The following is a 17,175-nucleotide window of genomic DNA, read 5'->3' on the forward strand; positions in this document are numbered from 1 at the left end:
TTGTCCAGGATAGGCGCCGTGGTCGGGTTTATCTGGGGTCGGGCGGTTCATGCTTTTTCGCATCATTTATTTCCTCTTTCTGGCGGTGCTGCCTTGCTCGCAGGCATGGTCGGCACCGACGCAGCAGCGCTTCAACGACTGGCAGGTCACCTGTAACAACCAAAATTTCTGCGTCACCCGTAACGTGGGGCTGCATTATGGGCTGGTGATGACCCTCAGCCGCAGCGCCGGGGCGGTGACTGACGCCAACCTGCGTATCGAACTGGGTGGCACCGGCAATCCGGTGGCGACGCTCGCGCCAATAGCGCCGCGCCTGCTGCTGGATGGCAAGCCGTTGTCCCTGACCGACAAGCGCTGGCACATTGAAGATAAGCTCATTAAAACCGCCGACAGCGTGACGATCGATGCATTTCTCCAGCAGGTTCAGGAGGGGAAAGCTCTCTCGCTGGCCAATGGCCTGCAGAGCATCTCCCTGCAGGGGTTGAAAGCGGCTCTGTTTTTTATCGACGATCGGCAAAAGCGGGTAGGCAGTGAAACGGCCTGGGTCGGCAAAGGGGAAGAGCCGCCGCTCAGCGTACCGCCGGCCCCGGCGCTGCGCGCAGTGGCGACCGCGGAAACAGCGCAGTCGCCGCTGGGGCGTGAGGAGCTCAACGATCTGATGGACTACGGTAATGAGCGGATGACCAACAGCAACTGCTCCCTCGATCCCTTCCGCCGTGAAATTCGCGTTACTGCGCTGACGGATGACAAAGTGCTGCTGATGACCAGCTGCGAATCCGGCGCGTACAACACCGTCTGGCTGGCCTGGCTGGTCTCCCGCCAGCGGCCCTATGTCGCCCGTCAGGTGCGGCTGACGCTGCCGTTTCAGCCACCGGGCGAGGCACCGCGGGAGATCGAGCTTATCAACGCCAGCTACGATGATCGCCGCCATGAGCTGGTGACCCTGGATAAAGGCCGCGAGGCCGGCGATTGCGGGATCCAGACCCGCTGGCGTTTTGACGGCCAGCGGTTCAGTCTCTCCCGCTACGCGCAGCAGCCGACGTGTGATAACTGGCAGGGGCCAGACGCCTGGCCCACGCTGTGGATCACCCGTTAAGCACCTGCTCCGCGGTGGCGACGATATGGTCGACCGTAAAGCCAAAGAACGGAAACAGCTGCTCTGCCGGGGCGGATTCGCCATAGCCGGTCATGCCGACGATCTTGCCTTTTAAGCCGACATATTTATACCAGTAGTCCGCTATCCCGGCCTCGACCGCCACCCGGGCGCTGACGTCCGACGGCAGCACCGACTCGCGCCAGGCCTCATCCTGGGCATCAAACACATCGGTGGAAGGGAGCGAGACGACCCGCACATTCACCCCGTTCGCCAACAGTTTTTCTGCGGCCAGCACAGTGATCTCCACTTCCGAGCCGGTGGCGATGAGGATCAGGTCGGGCTTCCCGCCGGCATCTTTCAGCACGTAGCCTCCCCGGGCAATAGCCTGCACCTGTTCCGGGGTGCGCGGCATCTGCGCCAGGTTTTGCCGCGACAGGATCAGCGCCGTTGGTCCGTTCTGGCGCGCAATGGCCGCCTGCCAGGCGACGGCGGTCTCCACCTGGTCGCAGGGGCGCCAGGTGCTGAAGTTCGGCGTCAGACGCAGACTGGCCAGCTGTTCCACCGCCTGGTGCGTCGGGCCATCTTCCCCGAGACCGATGGAGTCATGGGTATAGACCATGATCTGCCGGGCCTTCATCAGGGCCGCCATGCGCGCGGCGTTGCGGGCGTACTCCACGAACATCAGGAAGGTAGAGGTATACGGAATGAAGCCCCCGTGCAGGGCGATGCCGTTGGCCACCGCGGTCATGCCAAATTCGCGCACGCCGTAGTGGATATAGTTGCCCGCAGGATCGTCTTTAATCGATGTCGAGCCAGACCAGATGGTCAGGTTACTCGGCGCAAGATCCGCCGAACCGCCCAGCAGTTCCGGGAGATGCGGGCCGTAGGCGTTCAGCGCGTTTTGCGAGGCCTTGCGGCTGGCGATTTTCGCCGGCTCGGCCTGCAGTTTCGCCACGTAGTCGCGGGCGGTCGCGGCAAAGTCTTCCGGCAGGGTGCCATCCATGCGGCGAGTCAGCTCAGCGGCCAGCTCCGGAAACTGCTGCTGGTAGGCGGCGAATTTCTCGTTCCAGGCGTGCTCGGCTTTTTCGCCGCGCGGACGCGCATCCCAGCCCTGATAGATCTCTTTCGGGATCTCGAAGGGCGGATATTTCCAGCCCAGCTGCTGGCGGGCCAGGGCCACCTCTTTTTCGCCCAGCGCCGCGCCGTGAGACTCTTCCGACCCCGCTTTGTTGGGCGAACCGAAGCCGATGATGGTCCGACAGATAATCAGCGACGGCTTATCTTTCACCGCCTGCGCTTCCGCAATGGCCTGTTTAATGGCCTGCGGATCGTGACCATCAATGTCACCGATCACATGCCAGTGATAGGCGCGGAAGCGTTCGGCCGTATCATCGGAAAACCAGCCTTCAGTTTTGCCGTCGATGGAGATGCCGTTGTGATCGTAAAAACCGATCAGCTTACCCAGTCCGAGCGTACCGGCCAGCGAACAGGCCTCATGGGAGATCCCCTCCATCAGACAGCCATCGCCCATGAAAACCCAGGTGTGATGGTCGATAATCTCATGACCGGGGCGGTTAAACTGTGCCGCCAGGGTGCGTTCGGCGATGGCCATGCCGACGGCATTCGCCAGCCCCTGGCCCAGCGGGCCGGTGGTGGTCTCCACCCCGGGGGTATAGCCATGCTCCGGGTGGCCCGGCGTTTTTGAGTGCAACTGACGGAACTGCTTGAGTTCTGACAGCGGCAGATCGTAGCCGGTCAGGTGCAACAGGCTGTAGAGCAGCATCGACGCGTGGCCGTTGGACAGAATAAAGCGGTCGCGGTCCACCCAGCCAGGGTTCTGCGGATTGTGCTTGAGAAAATCGTTCCACAGCACTTCGGCAATGTCTGCCATCCCCATTGGCGCACCGGGGTGGCCGGAATTGGCTTTCTGCACCGCGTCCATACTCAGGGCGCGGATGGCGTTGGCAAGCTCTCTTCGGGACATAGTTTTCTCCGTGAGACTAAAGTGACAGTTTGGCGGCAAGCAGATCTTCCAGTTTGCGCTGATCGACGGCGAACAGGCGGATCCCCTCCGCCAGCTTTTCGACCGCCATCGGGTCCTGATTATGTTCCCAGCGGAACTCCGCCTCGCTGAGCGGCACCGGGCGCGGCAGGATCTGGCTGGCAGGGATCAGTTTGCGCACCACCGGGGCGTCGCTGGCCTGCAGCTCTTTTAACAAGGGCGGGGCGATGGTCAGCCGGTCGCAGCCGACCAGGGCGAGGATCTGTTCGGTGCGGCGGAAGCTGGCGCCCATCACGATGGTGGTGTATTTATGCTGTTTGAAGTAGTCATAGATATTGCGCACCGATTTCACCCCCGGATCTTCCTCCACCACGTAAGGATCCAGCGGCTTACGCGCCTGATACCAGTCATAAATACGCCCGACGAAAGGGGAGATCAGATAGACCCCGGCTTCGGCGCAGGCCCGGGCCTGGGCGAAGGAAAACAGCAGCGTCAGGTTGCAGTGGATGCCTTCTTTTTCCAGCGTCTCGGCGGCGCGGATCCCCTCCCAGGTGGATGCCAGTTTGATCAGGATCCGCGACTTATCAATGCCCATCTCCTGATACAGCGCCACCAGATGGCGCGCCTTCTCGATGCTCTTCTCCCGGTTGAAGGAGAGCCGGGCGTCCACCTCGGTGGAGACCCGGCCCGGAATGCTTTTGAGGATCTCCGCGCCAAAATTGACCGCCAGCTTATCGCAGGCGTGAGTCACCTGCGCTTCACGGCCGCCTCCTTGCTTTTTCGCCCAGGCGATGGCGTCGTCAATGAGTCCGCTATAGGACGCCAGGCCGGCGGCCTTCAGCAGCAGGGAGGGGTTAGTGGTGGCATCTTCCGGATGATAGTGGCGAATGGATTCGATGTCGCCGCTGTCGGCGACCACGGTGGTGAACTGCTTGATGCTGTCTAGCTGATTCATAGATAAGTCCTCCTGGAACAAGGTGTTACATGAGTGCTTGCCGGTATGCGGTATAAATAGTGATGAGGTACATAACCAAAAAGCATAGCAGACGGGGCTATTATTGGCGGCGAATCCGGGTAACATAACCGCTATAAATTGATAACAACCAGATCATAGCGATGGCCAGAGTTTGGCGGTGTTCAAAGTTTATCGCCCCGCCAGGAGGGATACTGTCTGCCACTGAAAGGTGAACGACAGGATGGTCATCACGCTTTTCCCCTACGAACGATACGTGAAAGAAAGGAATAGAAAATGGATGAGCAGTTAAAACAGAGCGCCCTCGACTTCCACGAATTTCCGGTTCCCGGAAAAATCCAGGTCTCGCCGACCAAACCTCTCGCCACCCAGCGCGATTTGGCGCTGGCCTACTCGCCGGGCGTCGCGGCCCCCTGTCTGGAAATCGAAAAAGATCCGCTGGCCGCCTACAAATACACTGCCCGCGGCAACCTGGTGGCGGTCGTCTCCAACGGCACCGCGGTGCTGGGGCTGGGGAATATCGGCGCGCTGGCCGGCAAGCCGGTGATGGAGGGCAAAGGCGTCCTGTTTAAGAAATTCGCCGGCATCGATGTGTTTGATATCGAAGTCGATGAGCTGGATCCGGACAAATTCATTAACGTCGTCGCCGCCCTTGAGCCGACCTTCGGCGGTATCAACCTGGAAGATATTAAAGCGCCGGAGTGTTTCTACATCGAGCAGCAGCTGCGCGAGCGGATGAATATTCCGGTTTTCCATGACGATCAGCATGGCACGGCGATCATCAGCACCGCGGCGATCCTCAACGGTCTGCGCGTCGTCGAGAAGAATCTGTCCGACGTGCGGATGGTGGTCTCCGGCGCGGGCGCGGCGGCGATCGCCTGCATGAACCTGCTGGTGGCGCTGGGGATGCAAAAGCACAACATCGTGGTCTGCGATTCGAAAGGTGTCATCTATAAAGACCGTGAACCGAACATGGCGGAAACCAAAGCCGCCTACGCAGTGGAAGACGACGGCAAACGTACGCTTGATGATGTGATCGACGGCGCCGACATTTTCCTCGGCTGCTCTGGCCCGAAAGTGCTGACTCCGGAGATGGTGAAGAAGATGGCGCGCGCGCCGCTGATCCTTGCCCTGGCCAACCCGGAGCCGGAAATTCTGCCGCCGCTGGCGAAGCAGGTCCGCGATGACGCCATCATCTGTACCGGTCGCTCCGACTACCCTAACCAGGTCAACAATGTGCTCTGCTTCCCGTTCATCTTCCGCGGCGCGCTGGACGTCGGCGCGACGGCGATCAACGAAGAGATGAAGCTGGCGGCGGTGCACGCCATTGCCGAGCTGGCCCATGCTGAGCAGAGCGAAGTGGTGGCCTCCGCCTATGGCGATCAGGATTTAAGCTTTGGTCCGGACTACATCATTCCGAAACCGTTCGACCCGCGGCTGATCGTCAAGATTGCCCCTGCGGTGGCGAAGGCGGCAATGGATTCCGGCGTGGCAACGCGCCCCATCGCTGATTTTGACGCCTATATCGAGAAGCTGAGCGAGTTCGTCTATAAAACCAACCTGTTTATGAAGCCTATCTTCTCTCAGGCGCGCAAAGAGCCGAAGCGCGTGGTGTTGGCGGAAGGGGAGGAGACCCGGGTGCTGCACGCCACTCAGGAGCTGGTGTCGCTGGGGCTGGCCAAACCGATTCTGGTGGGGCGCCCTAGCGTGATTGAAATGCGCATCCAGAAGCTGGGTCTGCAGATCAAGGCCGGCGTTGACTTTGAGATCGTCAATAATGAATCCGACCCGCGGTTTAAAGAGTACTGGAGCGAGTACTACCAGCTGATGAAGCGCCGCGGCATTACCCAGGAGCAGGCGCAGCGGGCGGTGATTAGCAACACCACGGTGATTGGCGCCATCATGGTTCATCGCGGTGAAGCGGATGCGATGATCTGCGGGACTATCGGCGAGTACCACGACCACTACCGCGTGGTGCAGCCGCTGTTTGGCTATCGCGACGGCGTCAGCACCGCCGGGGCGATGAATGCGCTGCTGCTGCCGAGCGGCAACACCTTTATCGCCGACACCTATGTCAATCACGATCCCTCCCCGGAAGAGCTGGCGGAGATCACCCTGATGGCGGCGGAAAGCGTGCGTCGCTTCGGTATTGAGCCGCGGGTGGCATTGCTGTCGCACTCCAACTTTGGTTCCGCCGACTGCCCGTCAGCCAGCAAGATGCGCAAAACCCTTGAACTGGTGAAGGCGAGCGCCCCGGAGCTGATGATCGATGGCGAAATGCATGGCGACGCCGCGCTGGTGGAAAGCATCCGCAACGACCGCATGCCGGACAGCCCGCTGAAGGGATCGGCCAATATTCTGGTGATGCCGAATATGGAAGCCGCCCGGATCAGCTATAACCTGCTGCGTGTCTCCAGTTCGGAAGGGGTGACCGTCGGACCAGTGCTGATGGGGGTGGCGAAGCCGGTGCATATTCTGACGCCGATCGCCTCCGTACGCCGCATTGTGAATATGGTGGCGCTGGCGGTTGTCGAAGCGCAAACCGAACCGCTGTAATCTCGTTTTTTTCCCATTAACGCGCGGAGAGTTTTCCGCGCACAATATCAGGCAGGCCGGCGAGTAAAAACGCTGAGCCTGCCTTTTTAATTCCGCCGCATTATTATTTTCTCTCCTGAGTGATCCACTTCACCTTTTAACCCCACTTGCCGAAATTTGTTATTTGCCGCGCTGAAATACCGTCACCATGAGGACAGATTTCAGGGGGGCAATCAGTCATGGATAAAGAACGCATTATTCAGGAATTCGTACCAGGCAAACAGGTCACACTGGCGCATCTGATTGCCCACCCGGGAGCGGAGCTGGCGAAAAAGATCGGCGTACCCGAATCCGGCGCGATCGGCATTATGACGCTGACACCGGGGGAAACAGCGATGATCGCCGGCGATCTGGCGATGAAGGCCGCCGATGTGCACATCGGTTTTCTCGACCGGTTTAGCGGCGCGCTGGTGATCTACGGTTCGGTCGGCGCGGTGGAGGAGGCGCTCCAGCAGACCATCGGCGGGTTAGGCCGCTTATTAAATTATACCTTGTGCGAATTAACGAAAAGTTAATTGAGAGCGACCATGAAGCGTATTGCCATTGTCGGCGCCGTCGGTGCAGGAAAAACCACATTATTTAATGCCCTGCAGGGAAATTATTCCCTCGCCAGAAAAACGCAGGCGCTGGAATTTAACGATCGTGGCGACATCGATACACCCGGGGAATATTTCAGCCATCCTCGCTGGTATCACGCCTTAATTACCACCCTGCAGGATGTGGACACCCTGATTTATGTCCATGCGGCCAATGATACCGAAAGCCGCCTGCCTCCCGGGTTACTGGATATTGGCAGCCGAAAGCACCTTATCGTGGCGATCAGCAAAACGGATCTGCCGGATGCCAACGTCGCCGCGGTGCGACAGCTGCTGGACGGGATGGGGTTTCAGGCGCCGGTTTTCGCCCTCAACGGTTGCGATCCGCAAAGCGTCGCGTCGCTGGAAAATTATTTGAGTGAGCTCAGCCAAAAGGAGGAAGGGCCAGGTGAAGAAACTCATTACCGCTAACGATATTCGTGCCGCCCACGCGCGCGGCGAACAGGCGATGTCAGTTGTTCTGCGCGCCAGCATTATCACCCCGGAAGCGCGCGAAGTCGCCGAGCTGCTGGGATTCACTATCACCGAGGATGATGGCGCCGCGCCGGCGGCGACAGCGGCGGACAGCGACAAAACGGAAAGCCAGCGGATCCGCGAAACCATCCTGGCGCAGTTGCCGGAAGGCCAGTTTACCGAAAGCCTGGTGGCGCAGCTGATGGAAAAGGTGATGAAGGAGAAGCAGTCCCTGGAGCAGGAGGCGATGCAGCCAGGATTTGACTCCGTGACCGGCAAAGGCGGCATCAAAGTGATCGACGGCAGCAGCGTGAAGTTTGGCCGCTTCGACGGCGCCCAGCCGCACTGCGTCGGCTTAACGGACCTGGTGACCGACCAGGATGGCAGCAGCATGGCCGCCGGATTTATGCAGTGGGAGAACGCCTTCTTCCCGTGGACGCTGAACTACGACGAAATCGATATGGTGCTGGAGGGCGAGCTGCATGTGCGCCATCAGGGGGAAACGCTGATTGCCAAAGCAGGGGACGTCATGTTTATCCCGAAAGGCGCCAGCATCGAATTCGGTACCCCGTCGACGGTGCGCTTCCTGTACGTCGCCTGGCCGGCAAACTGGCAATCGCTATGAACGATTTCATTACCGAAGCGTGGCTCAGAGCGAATCATACGCTCAGCGAAGGCGGTGAAATCCATCTTCCTGCCGACGCTCGCCTGACGCCCTCGGCGAGGGAGCTGCTGGAAAGTCGGCATCTGCGGGTCAAATTTCTCGACCGCCAGGGGCGCCTGTTTGTCGAGGATGACGAACAGACGCCGCAGCCGGTGCATGTCCTGACCAGCCGCGACCATCCGCCCCAGGCCTGCTGCGAGCTCTGTCACCAGCCAGTGGATAAAAAGCCGGACACCCTGACCCACCTGACGGCCGATACCCTGGTGGCGAAAAACGATCCGCGGCTGGCCTTCCGTGCGGTGCTGGACAGCACCATCGCTCTGACGGTGTGGCTGCAAATTGAACTGGCGGAGTCCTGGCAGCCGTGGCTGATGGATATCCGTTCGCGGCTGGGCAACATCATGCGCGCCGACGCGCTGGAGGAGCCGCTGGCGGCGCAGTCGATAGCCGGATTCAGCGAGGGACAGCTACACCGTCTGTCCCATCAGCCGCTGCGCTTCCTGGGCCACGATCACCTGGTGCCGGAGGCCCGCCATGGGCGCGAGGTCGCGCTGCTTAATCTGCTGCGCGGCAAAGTCCGCGAGGCGGAGGTGACCGCGGCGCAGGTGTTTATCACGCCGCAATTTGCGGTCCGGCGCGCCGATATTATGCAAGCGATCAACCGTCTCTCCAGCGCGGTCTACGTGATGATGATCCTGGGCGTGACGGATTCGCCGCCAACCCTCAGCCAGCTGCAGCAGCACCTGGGAGGTGAAGATGATCATTGACCAATGCCGCAAACTGGCGCTGCGCGCCCCCGCCCGAGTGGTGTTCCCGGATGCGCTGGACGTCCGTGTGCTGAAGGCGGCGCATTATCTGCAGCAGCAGGGCCTGGCGCGTCCGATCCTCGTCGCCAGTCCCTTCGCGCTGCGGCAGTTCGCCCTTGGCGAACGTCTGCCGCTGACCGGAGTGCAGATCATTGATCCGCACAGCAACCTGGCGATGCGCGAGGCGTTTGCCGCCGCCTGGCAGGCGCGCGCCGGCGATAAAGCGCCCGCCGATGCCGTCGACAAGCTGGCCGACCCGCTGATGTTCGCCGCGGCGATGGTTAGCGGCGGTGAGGCCGAGGTGTGTATCGCCGGGAATCTCTCGTCAACCGCCAGCGTGCTGCGCGCCGGTCTGCGCCTTATCGGCCTGCAGCCGGGGTGTAAAACGCTCTCCTCGCTGTTTCTGATGCTGCCCCAGTATGCCGGCCAGCCGCTGGGGTTTGCCGACTGCAGCGTGGTGCCGCTGCCGACGGCGGCGCAGCTGGCGGATATCGCGATTGCCAGCGCCGAGACCTGGCAAGCGATCGCTGGCGAAGCGCCGCGGGTGGCGATGCTGTCTTTCTCCACGCACGGCAGCGCCCGGCATCCCTGCGTCGCTAACGTCCAGCAGGCCACGGAGATCGTGCGTCAGCGGGCGCCGCAGCTGATGGTCGATGGCGAGCTGCAGTTTGACGCCGCCTTCGTACCCGACGTCGCCGCGCACAAAGCGCCCGGCAGCCCGCTGCGGGGGCGGGCCAACGTGCTGGTCTTCCCGTCGCTGGAGGCGGGCAACATCGGCTACAAAATCGCCCAGCGGTTGGGAGGGTATCGCGCCATCGGGCCGCTGATCCAGGGCCTCGCCGCCCCGCTTCACGACCTCTCGCGAGGCTGTAGCGTAGAGGAAATTATCGAACTGGCGCTGGTGGCGTCGGTACCGCGCCAGACGGACGCAAGCCGGATCCCCGACTCGTCCACGCTGGTTGAATGAATGGTCCCCTTCAGGACCCCTTATGAGAGGAAAACACAATGGAAGCATTAGGAATGATTGAAACCCGGGGCCTGGTTGCACTGATTGAGGCCTCCGACGCCATGGTCAAAGCGGCCCGCGTCAAGCTGGTAGGCGTGAAACAGATCGGTGGCGGCCTGGTGACCGCCATGGTGCGCGGCGATGTCGCGGCGTGCAAAGCCGCCACGGATGCCGGGGCGGCGGCGGCTCAGCGTATCGGTGAGCTGGTCTCTGTACATGTCATCCCGCGCCCGCATGGCGATCTGGAAGAGGTCTTCCCGATCAGCTTCAAGGGCGACAGCAACATCTAACGGGGGAGGGGGTGCCGGAAAGTTCGGGCCGGATGAGACGTCAGCGCGTCGCTATCCGGCCATGAAAAGGCATGAATGCCGGATGGCGCTGCGCTTTTCCGGCCTGCACATCACACGCGGAGATGGACATGAAGCTGGCTGTCGTAACCGGATATGTGGTCTGCACCGTACGCCATGAAGGGCTGGCCCACGACAAACTGCTGATGGTGGAGATGCTCAATGCCCGCGGCGAACCCGACGGGCAATGCGCGGTCGCCATCGACAACATCGGCGCGGGATGCGGGGAGTGGGTGCTGCTGGTCAGCGGCAGCTCGGCGCGACAGGCGCACGCACAGGGCGCCTCTCCGGTCGATCTGTGCGTGATTGGCATCGTGGATGAGGCTGCGGCCGATGGTCAGGTGCTCTTCCATAAGTAGGGTGAAAAATCATGAATCAACAGGACATTGAACAGGTAGTGAAAGCGGTACTGCTGAAAATGAAAGACAGCAGTCAGCCTGCTGACGCCGTTCATGATAGGGGCGTTTTTGCCTCACTGGATGACGCTGTCGCGGCGGCAACGGCGGCCCAGCAGGGATTAAAGCGGGTGGCGATGCGTCAGCAGGTGATTCAGGCCATTCGTGAGGCGGGTGAAAAGCATGCCCGTGAACTGGCGGAGCTTGCGGTGACGGAGACCGGCATGGGACGCGTTGAAGATAAGTTTGCCAAAAACGTGGCGCAGGCACGGGGTACGCCAGGCGTGGAGTGTCTGACTCCGCAGGTGCTGACCGGCGATAACGGCCTGACGCTGATTGAAAACGCGCCCTGGGGCGTGGTGGCCTCGGTCACGCCCTCGACCAATCCGGCGGCGACGGTGATTAACAACGCCATCAGTCTGATTGCCGCCGGCAACAGCGTAGTCTTTGCCCCCCATCCGGCGGCGAAACAGGTCTCGCAGCGGGCGATCACCTTGCTTAACCAGGCGGTAGTGGCCGCCGGCGGCCCGGCCAACCTGCTGGTGACCGTGGCGAACCCGGATATCGACACCGCCCAGCGGCTGTTTAAGTACCCTGGTATCGGCCTGCTGGTGGTGACCGGCGGCGAAGCAGTGGTCGAGGCGGCGCGCAAACATACCAACAAACGTCTGATTGCCGCCGGGGCCGGCAACCCGCCGGTGGTGGTGGATGAGACCGCCGATCTGCCGCGCGCCGCGCAAGCGATCGTCAAAGGCGCCTCGTTTGATAACAACATCATCTGCGCCGACGAGAAGGTGCTGATCGTGGTCGATAGCGTCGCCGACGAACTGATGCGCCTGATGGAAGGCCAGCAGGCGGTGAAACTCACGGCGGCGCAGGCCGAACAGCTCCAGCCGCTGCTGCTGAAAAATATCGACGAGCGCGGCAAAGGCACGGTCAGCCGCGACTGGGTCGGCCGCGATGCGGGCAAAATCGCCGCGGCGATTGGCCTGCAGGTGCCGGCGCAAACCCGCCTGCTGTTCGTGGAAACCCCTGCCAGCCATCCGTTTGCGGTGACTGAACTGATGATGCCGGTGCTGCCGGTGGTGCGGGTGGCGAACGTCGAGGAGGCCATCGCCCTGGCGGTGCAACTGGAAGGCGGCTGCCACCATACGGCGGCGATGCACTCGCGCAACATCGACAACATGAACCAGATGGCGAATGCCATCGACACCAGCATCTTCGTCAAAAACGGGCCGTGCATCGCCGGGCTTGGGCTGGGCGGCGAGGGCTGGACCACCATGACCATCACCACCCCAACCGGGGAGGGGGTGACCAGCGCGCGGACCTTCGTTCGTCTGCGCCGCTGCGTGCTGGTGGATGCGTTTCGAATCGTATAAGGGATGAACATGGCGCACGACGAACAACGCTGGCTTTCGCCGAGACTGCAAAAAGCCGCTGCTCTGTGTAACCAGGCACCCGCCGCCAGCGAGTCGCCGCTGTGGCTGGGTATCGATTTAGGTACCTGCGACGTGGTGTCGATGGTGGTCGACCGTGATGGCCAGCCGGTTGCGGTATGTCTTGACTGGGCCGATGTGGTGCGCGACGGCATCGTCTGGGACTTCTTCGGCGCCGTCACCCTCGTGCGCCGTCATCTCGCGACCCTCGAACAGCAGCTGGGCTGCCGCTTTACGCATGCGGCGACCTCGTTTCCGCCCGGCACCGATCCGCGCATTTCGATCAACGTCCTGGAGTCCGCCGGGCTGGAGATCAGTCATGTGCTGGATGAGCCCACCGCGGTGGCGGATCTGCTGCAGCTCGATAATGCCGGGGTGGTGGACATCGGCGGCGGCACCACCGGGATCGCCATCGTTAAACAGGGCAGGGTGACGTATTCGGCGGATGAAGCCACCGGCGGACACCATATCTCCCTGACTCTGGCCGGGAATCGCGGCATCGGGCTGGAAGAGGCTGAGCAGTACAAGCGCCGCCATGCCGGAGAGATCTGGCCGGTAGTGAAACCGGTGTACGAGAAGATGGCTGAGATTGTCGCCCGACATATTACCGGACAAGGGATTGGTGATTTGTGGCTGGCAGGCGGCGCCTGCATGCAGCCGGGCGTCAGGGCGCTTTTTTGCCAATGTTTCCCGACGCTGAAGGTGCATTTACCCCGGCACAGCCTGTTTATGACCCCGCTGGCAATCGCCAACAGCGGGAGGGAAAAAGCGGAGGGGATCTATGCAAGCTGAACTGCAGACGGCGCTGTTCCACGCCTTCGATACGCTGAATCTTCAGCAAGTGAAAAGCTTCAACGTTCCGCCGGTGACGCTGCACGGCGTCGGCGCGCTGGCGGCCTGCGGCCCGCAAGCGCAGGCCCGGGGCCTGAAGCATCTGTTTGTCATGGTTGACCGTTTTCTCCATCAGGCGGGAATGACCGCCGGGCTGGAGCGTAGCCTGGCGATGAAAGGAGTCGCTATGACCCTCTGGCCCTGTCCCGCCGGCGAACCCTGCGTCACCGATGTCTGCGCTGCGGTCGCCCAGCTGCGGGACGCGCGCTGCGACGGCGTGGTGGCCTTCGGCGGCGGCTCGGTGCTGGATGCGGCGAAAGCGGTGGCGCTGCTGGTCGCCAACCCTGAGCAGACGCTGGGGGAGATGACGGAGCACAGCGAATTACAGCCACGTCTGCCGCTGATTGCGGTGCCGACCACCGCCGGCACCGGGTCAGAAACTACCAACGTGACGGTGATTATTGATGCGGTGAGTGGACGCAAACAGGTGCTGGCGCATGCCTCGCTGATGCCGGATGTGGCGATCCTCGACGCCGCCCTAACTGAGGGCGTTCCCCCGTCTGTCACGGCGATGACCGGGATTGATGCGCTGACCCACGCCGTCGAGGCCTACAGCGCCCGTCACGCCACGCCGTTTACCGACAGTCTGGCGATGGGGGCGATAGCCATGATCGGCGAAGCGCTGCCGAAAGCGGTGGGCTGCGGCCAGGATCTGGCGGCGCGGGAGAGCATGCTGCTGGCCTCCTGCATGGCGGGGATGGCGTTTTCCAGCGCCGGGCTGGGGCTATGCCATGCCATGGCGCATCAGCCGGGGGCGGCGCTGCATATTCCGCACGGTCTGGCCAACGCCATGCTGCTGCCAACGGTGATGGGCTTCAACCGTATGGTGTGCCGGGGGCGCTTCAGCCAGATCGGCCGGGCGCTGACCGGCAGGAAAACCGATGACCTTGAGGCAATCGCCGCCGTGCGCGAACTGATTGCGGAAGTCGGTCTGACGATGCGGCTGTCGGATGCCGGCGCGACGCCCGCGCACTACGCCACCTGGGCACAGGCGGCGCAGGACGACATCTGTCTGCGCACCAATCCACGCACCGCCACCCGGGAGCAGATTATCGAGCTGTACGCGGTGGCGCAATAAATGCGGATTTTCCCGGAGGCGTGTGGCTGTGGCTTTCCCGGCTCGCGCTGCGCTTAGCCGGGCTACAGGATCACAGCCGTCTGCTATGCCGTAGCCCGGGTAAGGCGTTCACGCCTCGACCCGGGAAAGTTCCCCGAGTGCGGCTAATGTCCCGGTATTCACAGTATCTACCAATCATAAATGACAGGGAGTAAGGGCTATGGGAATTAACGAAATCATCATGTACATCATGATGTTCTTTATGCTGATTGCCGCCGTGGACAGGATCCTGTCGCAGTTCGGCGGCTCGGCGCGCTTTCTCGGCAAACTGGGGAAAAGCATTGAGGGATCCGGCGGTCAGTTTGAAGAAGGGTTTATGGCGATGGGCGCGCTGGGCCTGGCGATGGTCGGGATGACCGCCCTGGCGCCGGTGCTGGCCCATCTGCTCGGTCCGGTGATTATCCCGCTGTATGAGATGCTTGGCGCCAACCCGTCGATGTTTGCCGGCACGCTGCTGGCGTGCGATATGGGCGGTTTCTTCCTCGCCAAAGAGCTGGCGGGCGGCGACGTGGCGGCCTGGATGTACTCGGGCCTGATCCTCGGCTCCATGATGGGGCCGACCATTGTGTTCTCCATTCCGGTGGCGCTCGGCATTATCGAACCTGCCGATCGCCGCTGGCTGGCGCTCGGCGTGCTGGCGGGCATTGTCACTATTCCCATCGGCTGTATCGCCGGCGGTCTGGTGGCGATGTATTCCGGGGTGGAGATCAACGGCCAGCCGGTAGCGTTTACCTTCGCGCTGATCCTGATGAATATGATCCCGGTGATCATCGTCGCCGTGCTGGTGGCGCTGGGGCTGAAGTTCATTCCGGAAAAAATGATCAACGGCTTCCAGATCTTCGCCAAATTCCTCGTGGCGCTGATCACCATCGGCCTGGCGGCGGCGGTGATCAAGTTCCTGCTCGGCTGGGAGCTGATCCCAGGACTCGACCCGATCTTTATGGCGCCTGGTGACCAGCCCGGCGAGGTGATGCGCGCCATCGAAGTCATTGGCTCTATTTCCTGCGTGCTGCTCGGCGCTTACCCGATGGTGCTCCTGCTGACCCGCTGGTTTGAAAAGCCGCTGATGCGTGTCGGTAATCTCCTCAAAATCAACAATATGGCTGCCGGCGGCATGGTCGCTACCCTCGCGAACAATATCCCGATGTTCGGCATGATGAAGCAGATGGATACCCGTGGAAAAGTGATCAACTGCGCCTTCTCAGTGTCAGCGGCGTTCGCCCTCGGCGACCATCTCGGTTTTGCGGCGGCCAACATGAACGCCATGATCTTCCCGATGATCGTCGGCAAGCTGGTCGGCGGCGTTACCGCGATTGGCGTGGCGATGCTGCTGGTGCCAAAAGATGAAAACGTACCGGCGCCTGCCAACACCGAAGCGGAGGCGCACTCGTGAACACGCGCCAGCTGTTGAGCGTCGGTATTGATATCGGCACCACCACCACGCAGGTGATCTTCTCGTGCCTCGAGCTGGTGAACCGCGCGGCGGTCTCCCAGGTGCCGCGCTACGAATTCATCAAACGCGACATTAGCTGGCAAAGCCCGGTCTTTTTTACGCCGGTTGATAAGCAGGGAGAACTGAAAGAGGCCGAGCTTGAGGCGCTGATTCTGGCTCAGTACCGGGCCGCCGGGATTGCCCCGCAAGCGGTGGACTCCGGGGCGATCATCATCACTGGTGAAAGCGCGAAAACCCGCAATGCCCGCCCGGCGGTGATGGCGCTCTCGCAGTCGCTGGGCGATTTTGTCGTCGCCAGCGCCGGGCCGCACCTGGAGTCGGTCATTGCCGGACACGGCGCCGGGGCGCAGACCTTGTCCCGGCAGCGGATGTGCCGGGTGCTTAATATCGATATTGGCGGCGGTACCTCGAACTATGCCCTGTTTGACGCCGGTAACCTCAGCGCCACCGCCTGCCTCAACGTCGGCGGCCGCCTGCTGGAAACCGACGCTCAGGGGCGCGTGGTCCACGCGCACTCGCCAGGACAGCGGATTGTCGATGCGGTATTCGGCCCGGGAACCGATGCTTTATCGTTGACTGCGGGTCAGCTGGCGCAGGTGGCGCGCCGGATGGCGGGGCTGATCGTTGAGGTGATCGACGGCAGGCTCTCACCGCTGGCGCAGGGGCTGATGCAAACCGAAGTACTGCCTGCGGGTGTTCAGCCGGAGGTGATTACTCTTTCCGGCGGAGTGGGGGAGTGCTACCGCCATCAACCCGCCGATCCTTTCTGTTTTTCCGATATCGGGCCGCTGCTGGCCACGGCCCTGCACGAGCATCCGCGCCTGCGTGAAATGAACGTGCAGTTTCCGACGCAAACCGTGCGCGCCACGGTGATTGGCGCCGGGGCGCATACGCTGTCCCTGTCCGGGAGCACCATCTGGCTGGAGAGGGTTCAACTGCCGCTGCGCAATCTGCCGGTGGCTATCCCGCAGGAGGCCGCCGATCTGCCGAACGCCTGGCGGCAGGCGCTGACGCAGCTCGATCTGGCCCCCGAGGCGGACGCTTACGTGCTGGCGCTTCCCGCTTCACTTCCGGTGCGCTACGCCACCTTACTGACCGTAATTGACGCCCTGCTGGCGTTTGTCGCCCGCTTTCCCAATCCGCGTCCGCTGCTGCTGGTGGCCGAGCAGGATTTTGGCAAAGCGCTGGGCATGCTGCTGCGGCCGCAGCTTCCACACCTTCCGCTGGCGGTCATCGATGAGGTGAGCGTCCGGGCGGGGGACTATATCGACATTGGTACGCCTCTTTTTGGCGGATCGGTTGTGCCGGTGACGGTGAAATCACTCGCATTTCCTTCCTGAGGGAA

The 17,175-nt window shown here is 61.9% G+C and carries 16 protein-coding genes; 14 read left to right on the top strand and 2 right to left on the bottom strand.

Going from position 1 to position 17,175, the window contains the following annotated elements:
* The first annotated feature begins 49 nt into the window (after positions 1 to 49).
* Positions 50 to 1,096, top strand: a complete 1,047-nt coding sequence (locus R0140_RS06475) for a DUF1176 domain-containing protein (protein ID WP_023298057.1) — start codon at positions 50 to 52, stop codon at positions 1,094 to 1,096.
* Here R0140_RS06475 and tkt read toward each other — a convergent pair.
* Both tkt and tal read right to left on the bottom strand, forming a co-directional pair.
* A complete protein-coding gene (tkt, locus tag R0140_RS06480; RefSeq protein WP_008803842.1) occupies positions 1,086 to 3,080 on the bottom strand; it encodes a transketolase in 1,995 nt (664 codons plus the stop codon). The genes R0140_RS06475 and tkt overlap by 11 nt on opposite strands.
* Before the next feature lie 16 nt (positions 3,081 to 3,096).
* Positions 3,097 to 4,053, bottom strand: coding sequence for a transaldolase (gene tal, locus R0140_RS06485; RefSeq protein WP_008803843.1), 957 nt, complete (start codon positions 4,051 to 4,053; stop codon positions 3,097 to 3,099).
* Positions 4,054 to 4,347: 294 nt separating this feature from the next.
* Here tal and maeB point away from each other — a divergent pair, with 294 nt between their 5' ends.
* The 13 genes from maeB (at position 4,348) to eutA (ending at position 17,170) form a co-directional block, all read left to right on the top strand.
* The gene (gene maeB / locus R0140_RS06490) at positions 4,348 to 6,627 is read left to right on the top strand and encodes an NADP-dependent oxaloacetate-decarboxylating malate dehydrogenase (RefSeq protein WP_008803844.1); all 2,280 of its coding nucleotides are present in this window, start codon (positions 4,348 to 4,350) and stop codon (positions 6,625 to 6,627) included.
* Between the two features lie 218 nt (positions 6,628 to 6,845).
* Positions 6,846 to 7,181 carry an ethanolamine utilization microcompartment protein EutS gene (gene eutS / locus R0140_RS06495; RefSeq protein ID WP_032740220.1) on the top strand — a complete coding sequence of 112 codons (336 nt, stop codon included), beginning with the start codon at positions 6,846 to 6,848 and terminating at the stop codon, positions 7,179 to 7,181.
* 12 nt (positions 7,182 to 7,193) lie between these two features.
* Entirely contained in the window at positions 7,194 to 7,673 is a 480-nt protein-coding gene (gene eutP / locus R0140_RS06500) for an ethanolamine utilization acetate kinase EutP (protein WP_023323086.1), read from the top strand.
* Complete coding sequence (gene eutQ / locus R0140_RS06505; RefSeq protein ID WP_008803846.1) at positions 7,651 to 8,340, top strand: ethanolamine utilization acetate kinase EutQ; 690 nt, start codon at positions 7,651 to 7,653, stop codon at positions 8,338 to 8,340. Before eutP ends, eutQ begins: the two co-directional genes overlap by 23 nt.
* A complete protein-coding gene (gene eutT, locus R0140_RS06510) occupies positions 8,337 to 9,146 on the top strand; it encodes an ethanolamine utilization cob(I)yrinic acid a,c-diamide adenosyltransferase EutT (RefSeq protein ID WP_032740219.1) in 810 nt (269 codons plus the stop codon). Before eutQ ends, eutT begins: the two co-directional genes overlap by 4 nt.
* Entirely contained in the window at positions 9,136 to 10,152 is a 1,017-nt protein-coding gene (pta, locus tag R0140_RS06515; RefSeq protein ID WP_032740217.1) for a phosphate acetyltransferase, read from the top strand. The genes eutT and pta overlap by 11 nt, the downstream gene beginning before the upstream one ends.
* Before the next feature lie 38 nt (positions 10,153 to 10,190).
* Complete coding sequence (gene eutM / locus R0140_RS06520; protein WP_000387720.1) at positions 10,191 to 10,481, top strand: ethanolamine utilization microcompartment protein EutM; 291 nt, start codon at positions 10,191 to 10,193, stop codon at positions 10,479 to 10,481.
* Positions 10,482 to 10,609: 128 nt separating this feature from the next.
* A complete protein-coding gene (gene eutN, locus R0140_RS06525) occupies positions 10,610 to 10,897 on the top strand; it encodes an ethanolamine utilization microcompartment protein EutN (protein ID WP_012540924.1) in 288 nt (95 codons plus the stop codon).
* A gap of 11 nt (positions 10,898 to 10,908) precedes the next feature.
* Positions 10,909 to 12,312 carry an aldehyde dehydrogenase family protein gene (locus R0140_RS06530; protein ID WP_016161620.1) on the top strand — a complete coding sequence of 468 codons (1,404 nt, stop codon included), beginning with the start codon at positions 10,909 to 10,911 and terminating at the stop codon, positions 12,310 to 12,312.
* A gap of 9 nt (positions 12,313 to 12,321) precedes the next feature.
* Positions 12,322 to 13,161: an ethanolamine utilization protein EutJ gene (gene eutJ / locus R0140_RS06535; RefSeq protein ID WP_012967467.1), complete on the top strand. Its 840-nt coding sequence runs from the start codon at positions 12,322 to 12,324 to the stop codon at positions 13,159 to 13,161.
* Complete coding sequence (gene eutG / locus R0140_RS06540) at positions 13,151 to 14,338, top strand: ethanolamine utilization ethanol dehydrogenase EutG (protein WP_023298053.1); 1,188 nt, start codon at positions 13,151 to 13,153, stop codon at positions 14,336 to 14,338. Before eutJ ends, eutG begins: the two co-directional genes overlap by 11 nt.
* Before the next feature lie 199 nt (positions 14,339 to 14,537).
* Positions 14,538 to 15,770, top strand: coding sequence for an ethanolamine utilization protein EutH (gene eutH / locus R0140_RS06545; RefSeq protein WP_008803853.1), 1,233 nt, complete (start codon positions 14,538 to 14,540; stop codon positions 15,768 to 15,770).
* Complete coding sequence (eutA, locus tag R0140_RS06550) at positions 15,767 to 17,170, top strand: ethanolamine ammonia-lyase reactivating factor EutA (protein ID WP_023298051.1); 1,404 nt, start codon at positions 15,767 to 15,769, stop codon at positions 17,168 to 17,170. Before eutH ends, eutA begins: the two co-directional genes overlap by 4 nt.
* Positions 17,171 to 17,175: the final 5 nt, after the last annotated feature.

This window comes from Klebsiella sp. w6, from assembly GCF_033100215.1.
Lineage (GTDB): Bacteria > Pseudomonadota > Gammaproteobacteria > Enterobacterales > Enterobacteriaceae > Klebsiella > Klebsiella variicola.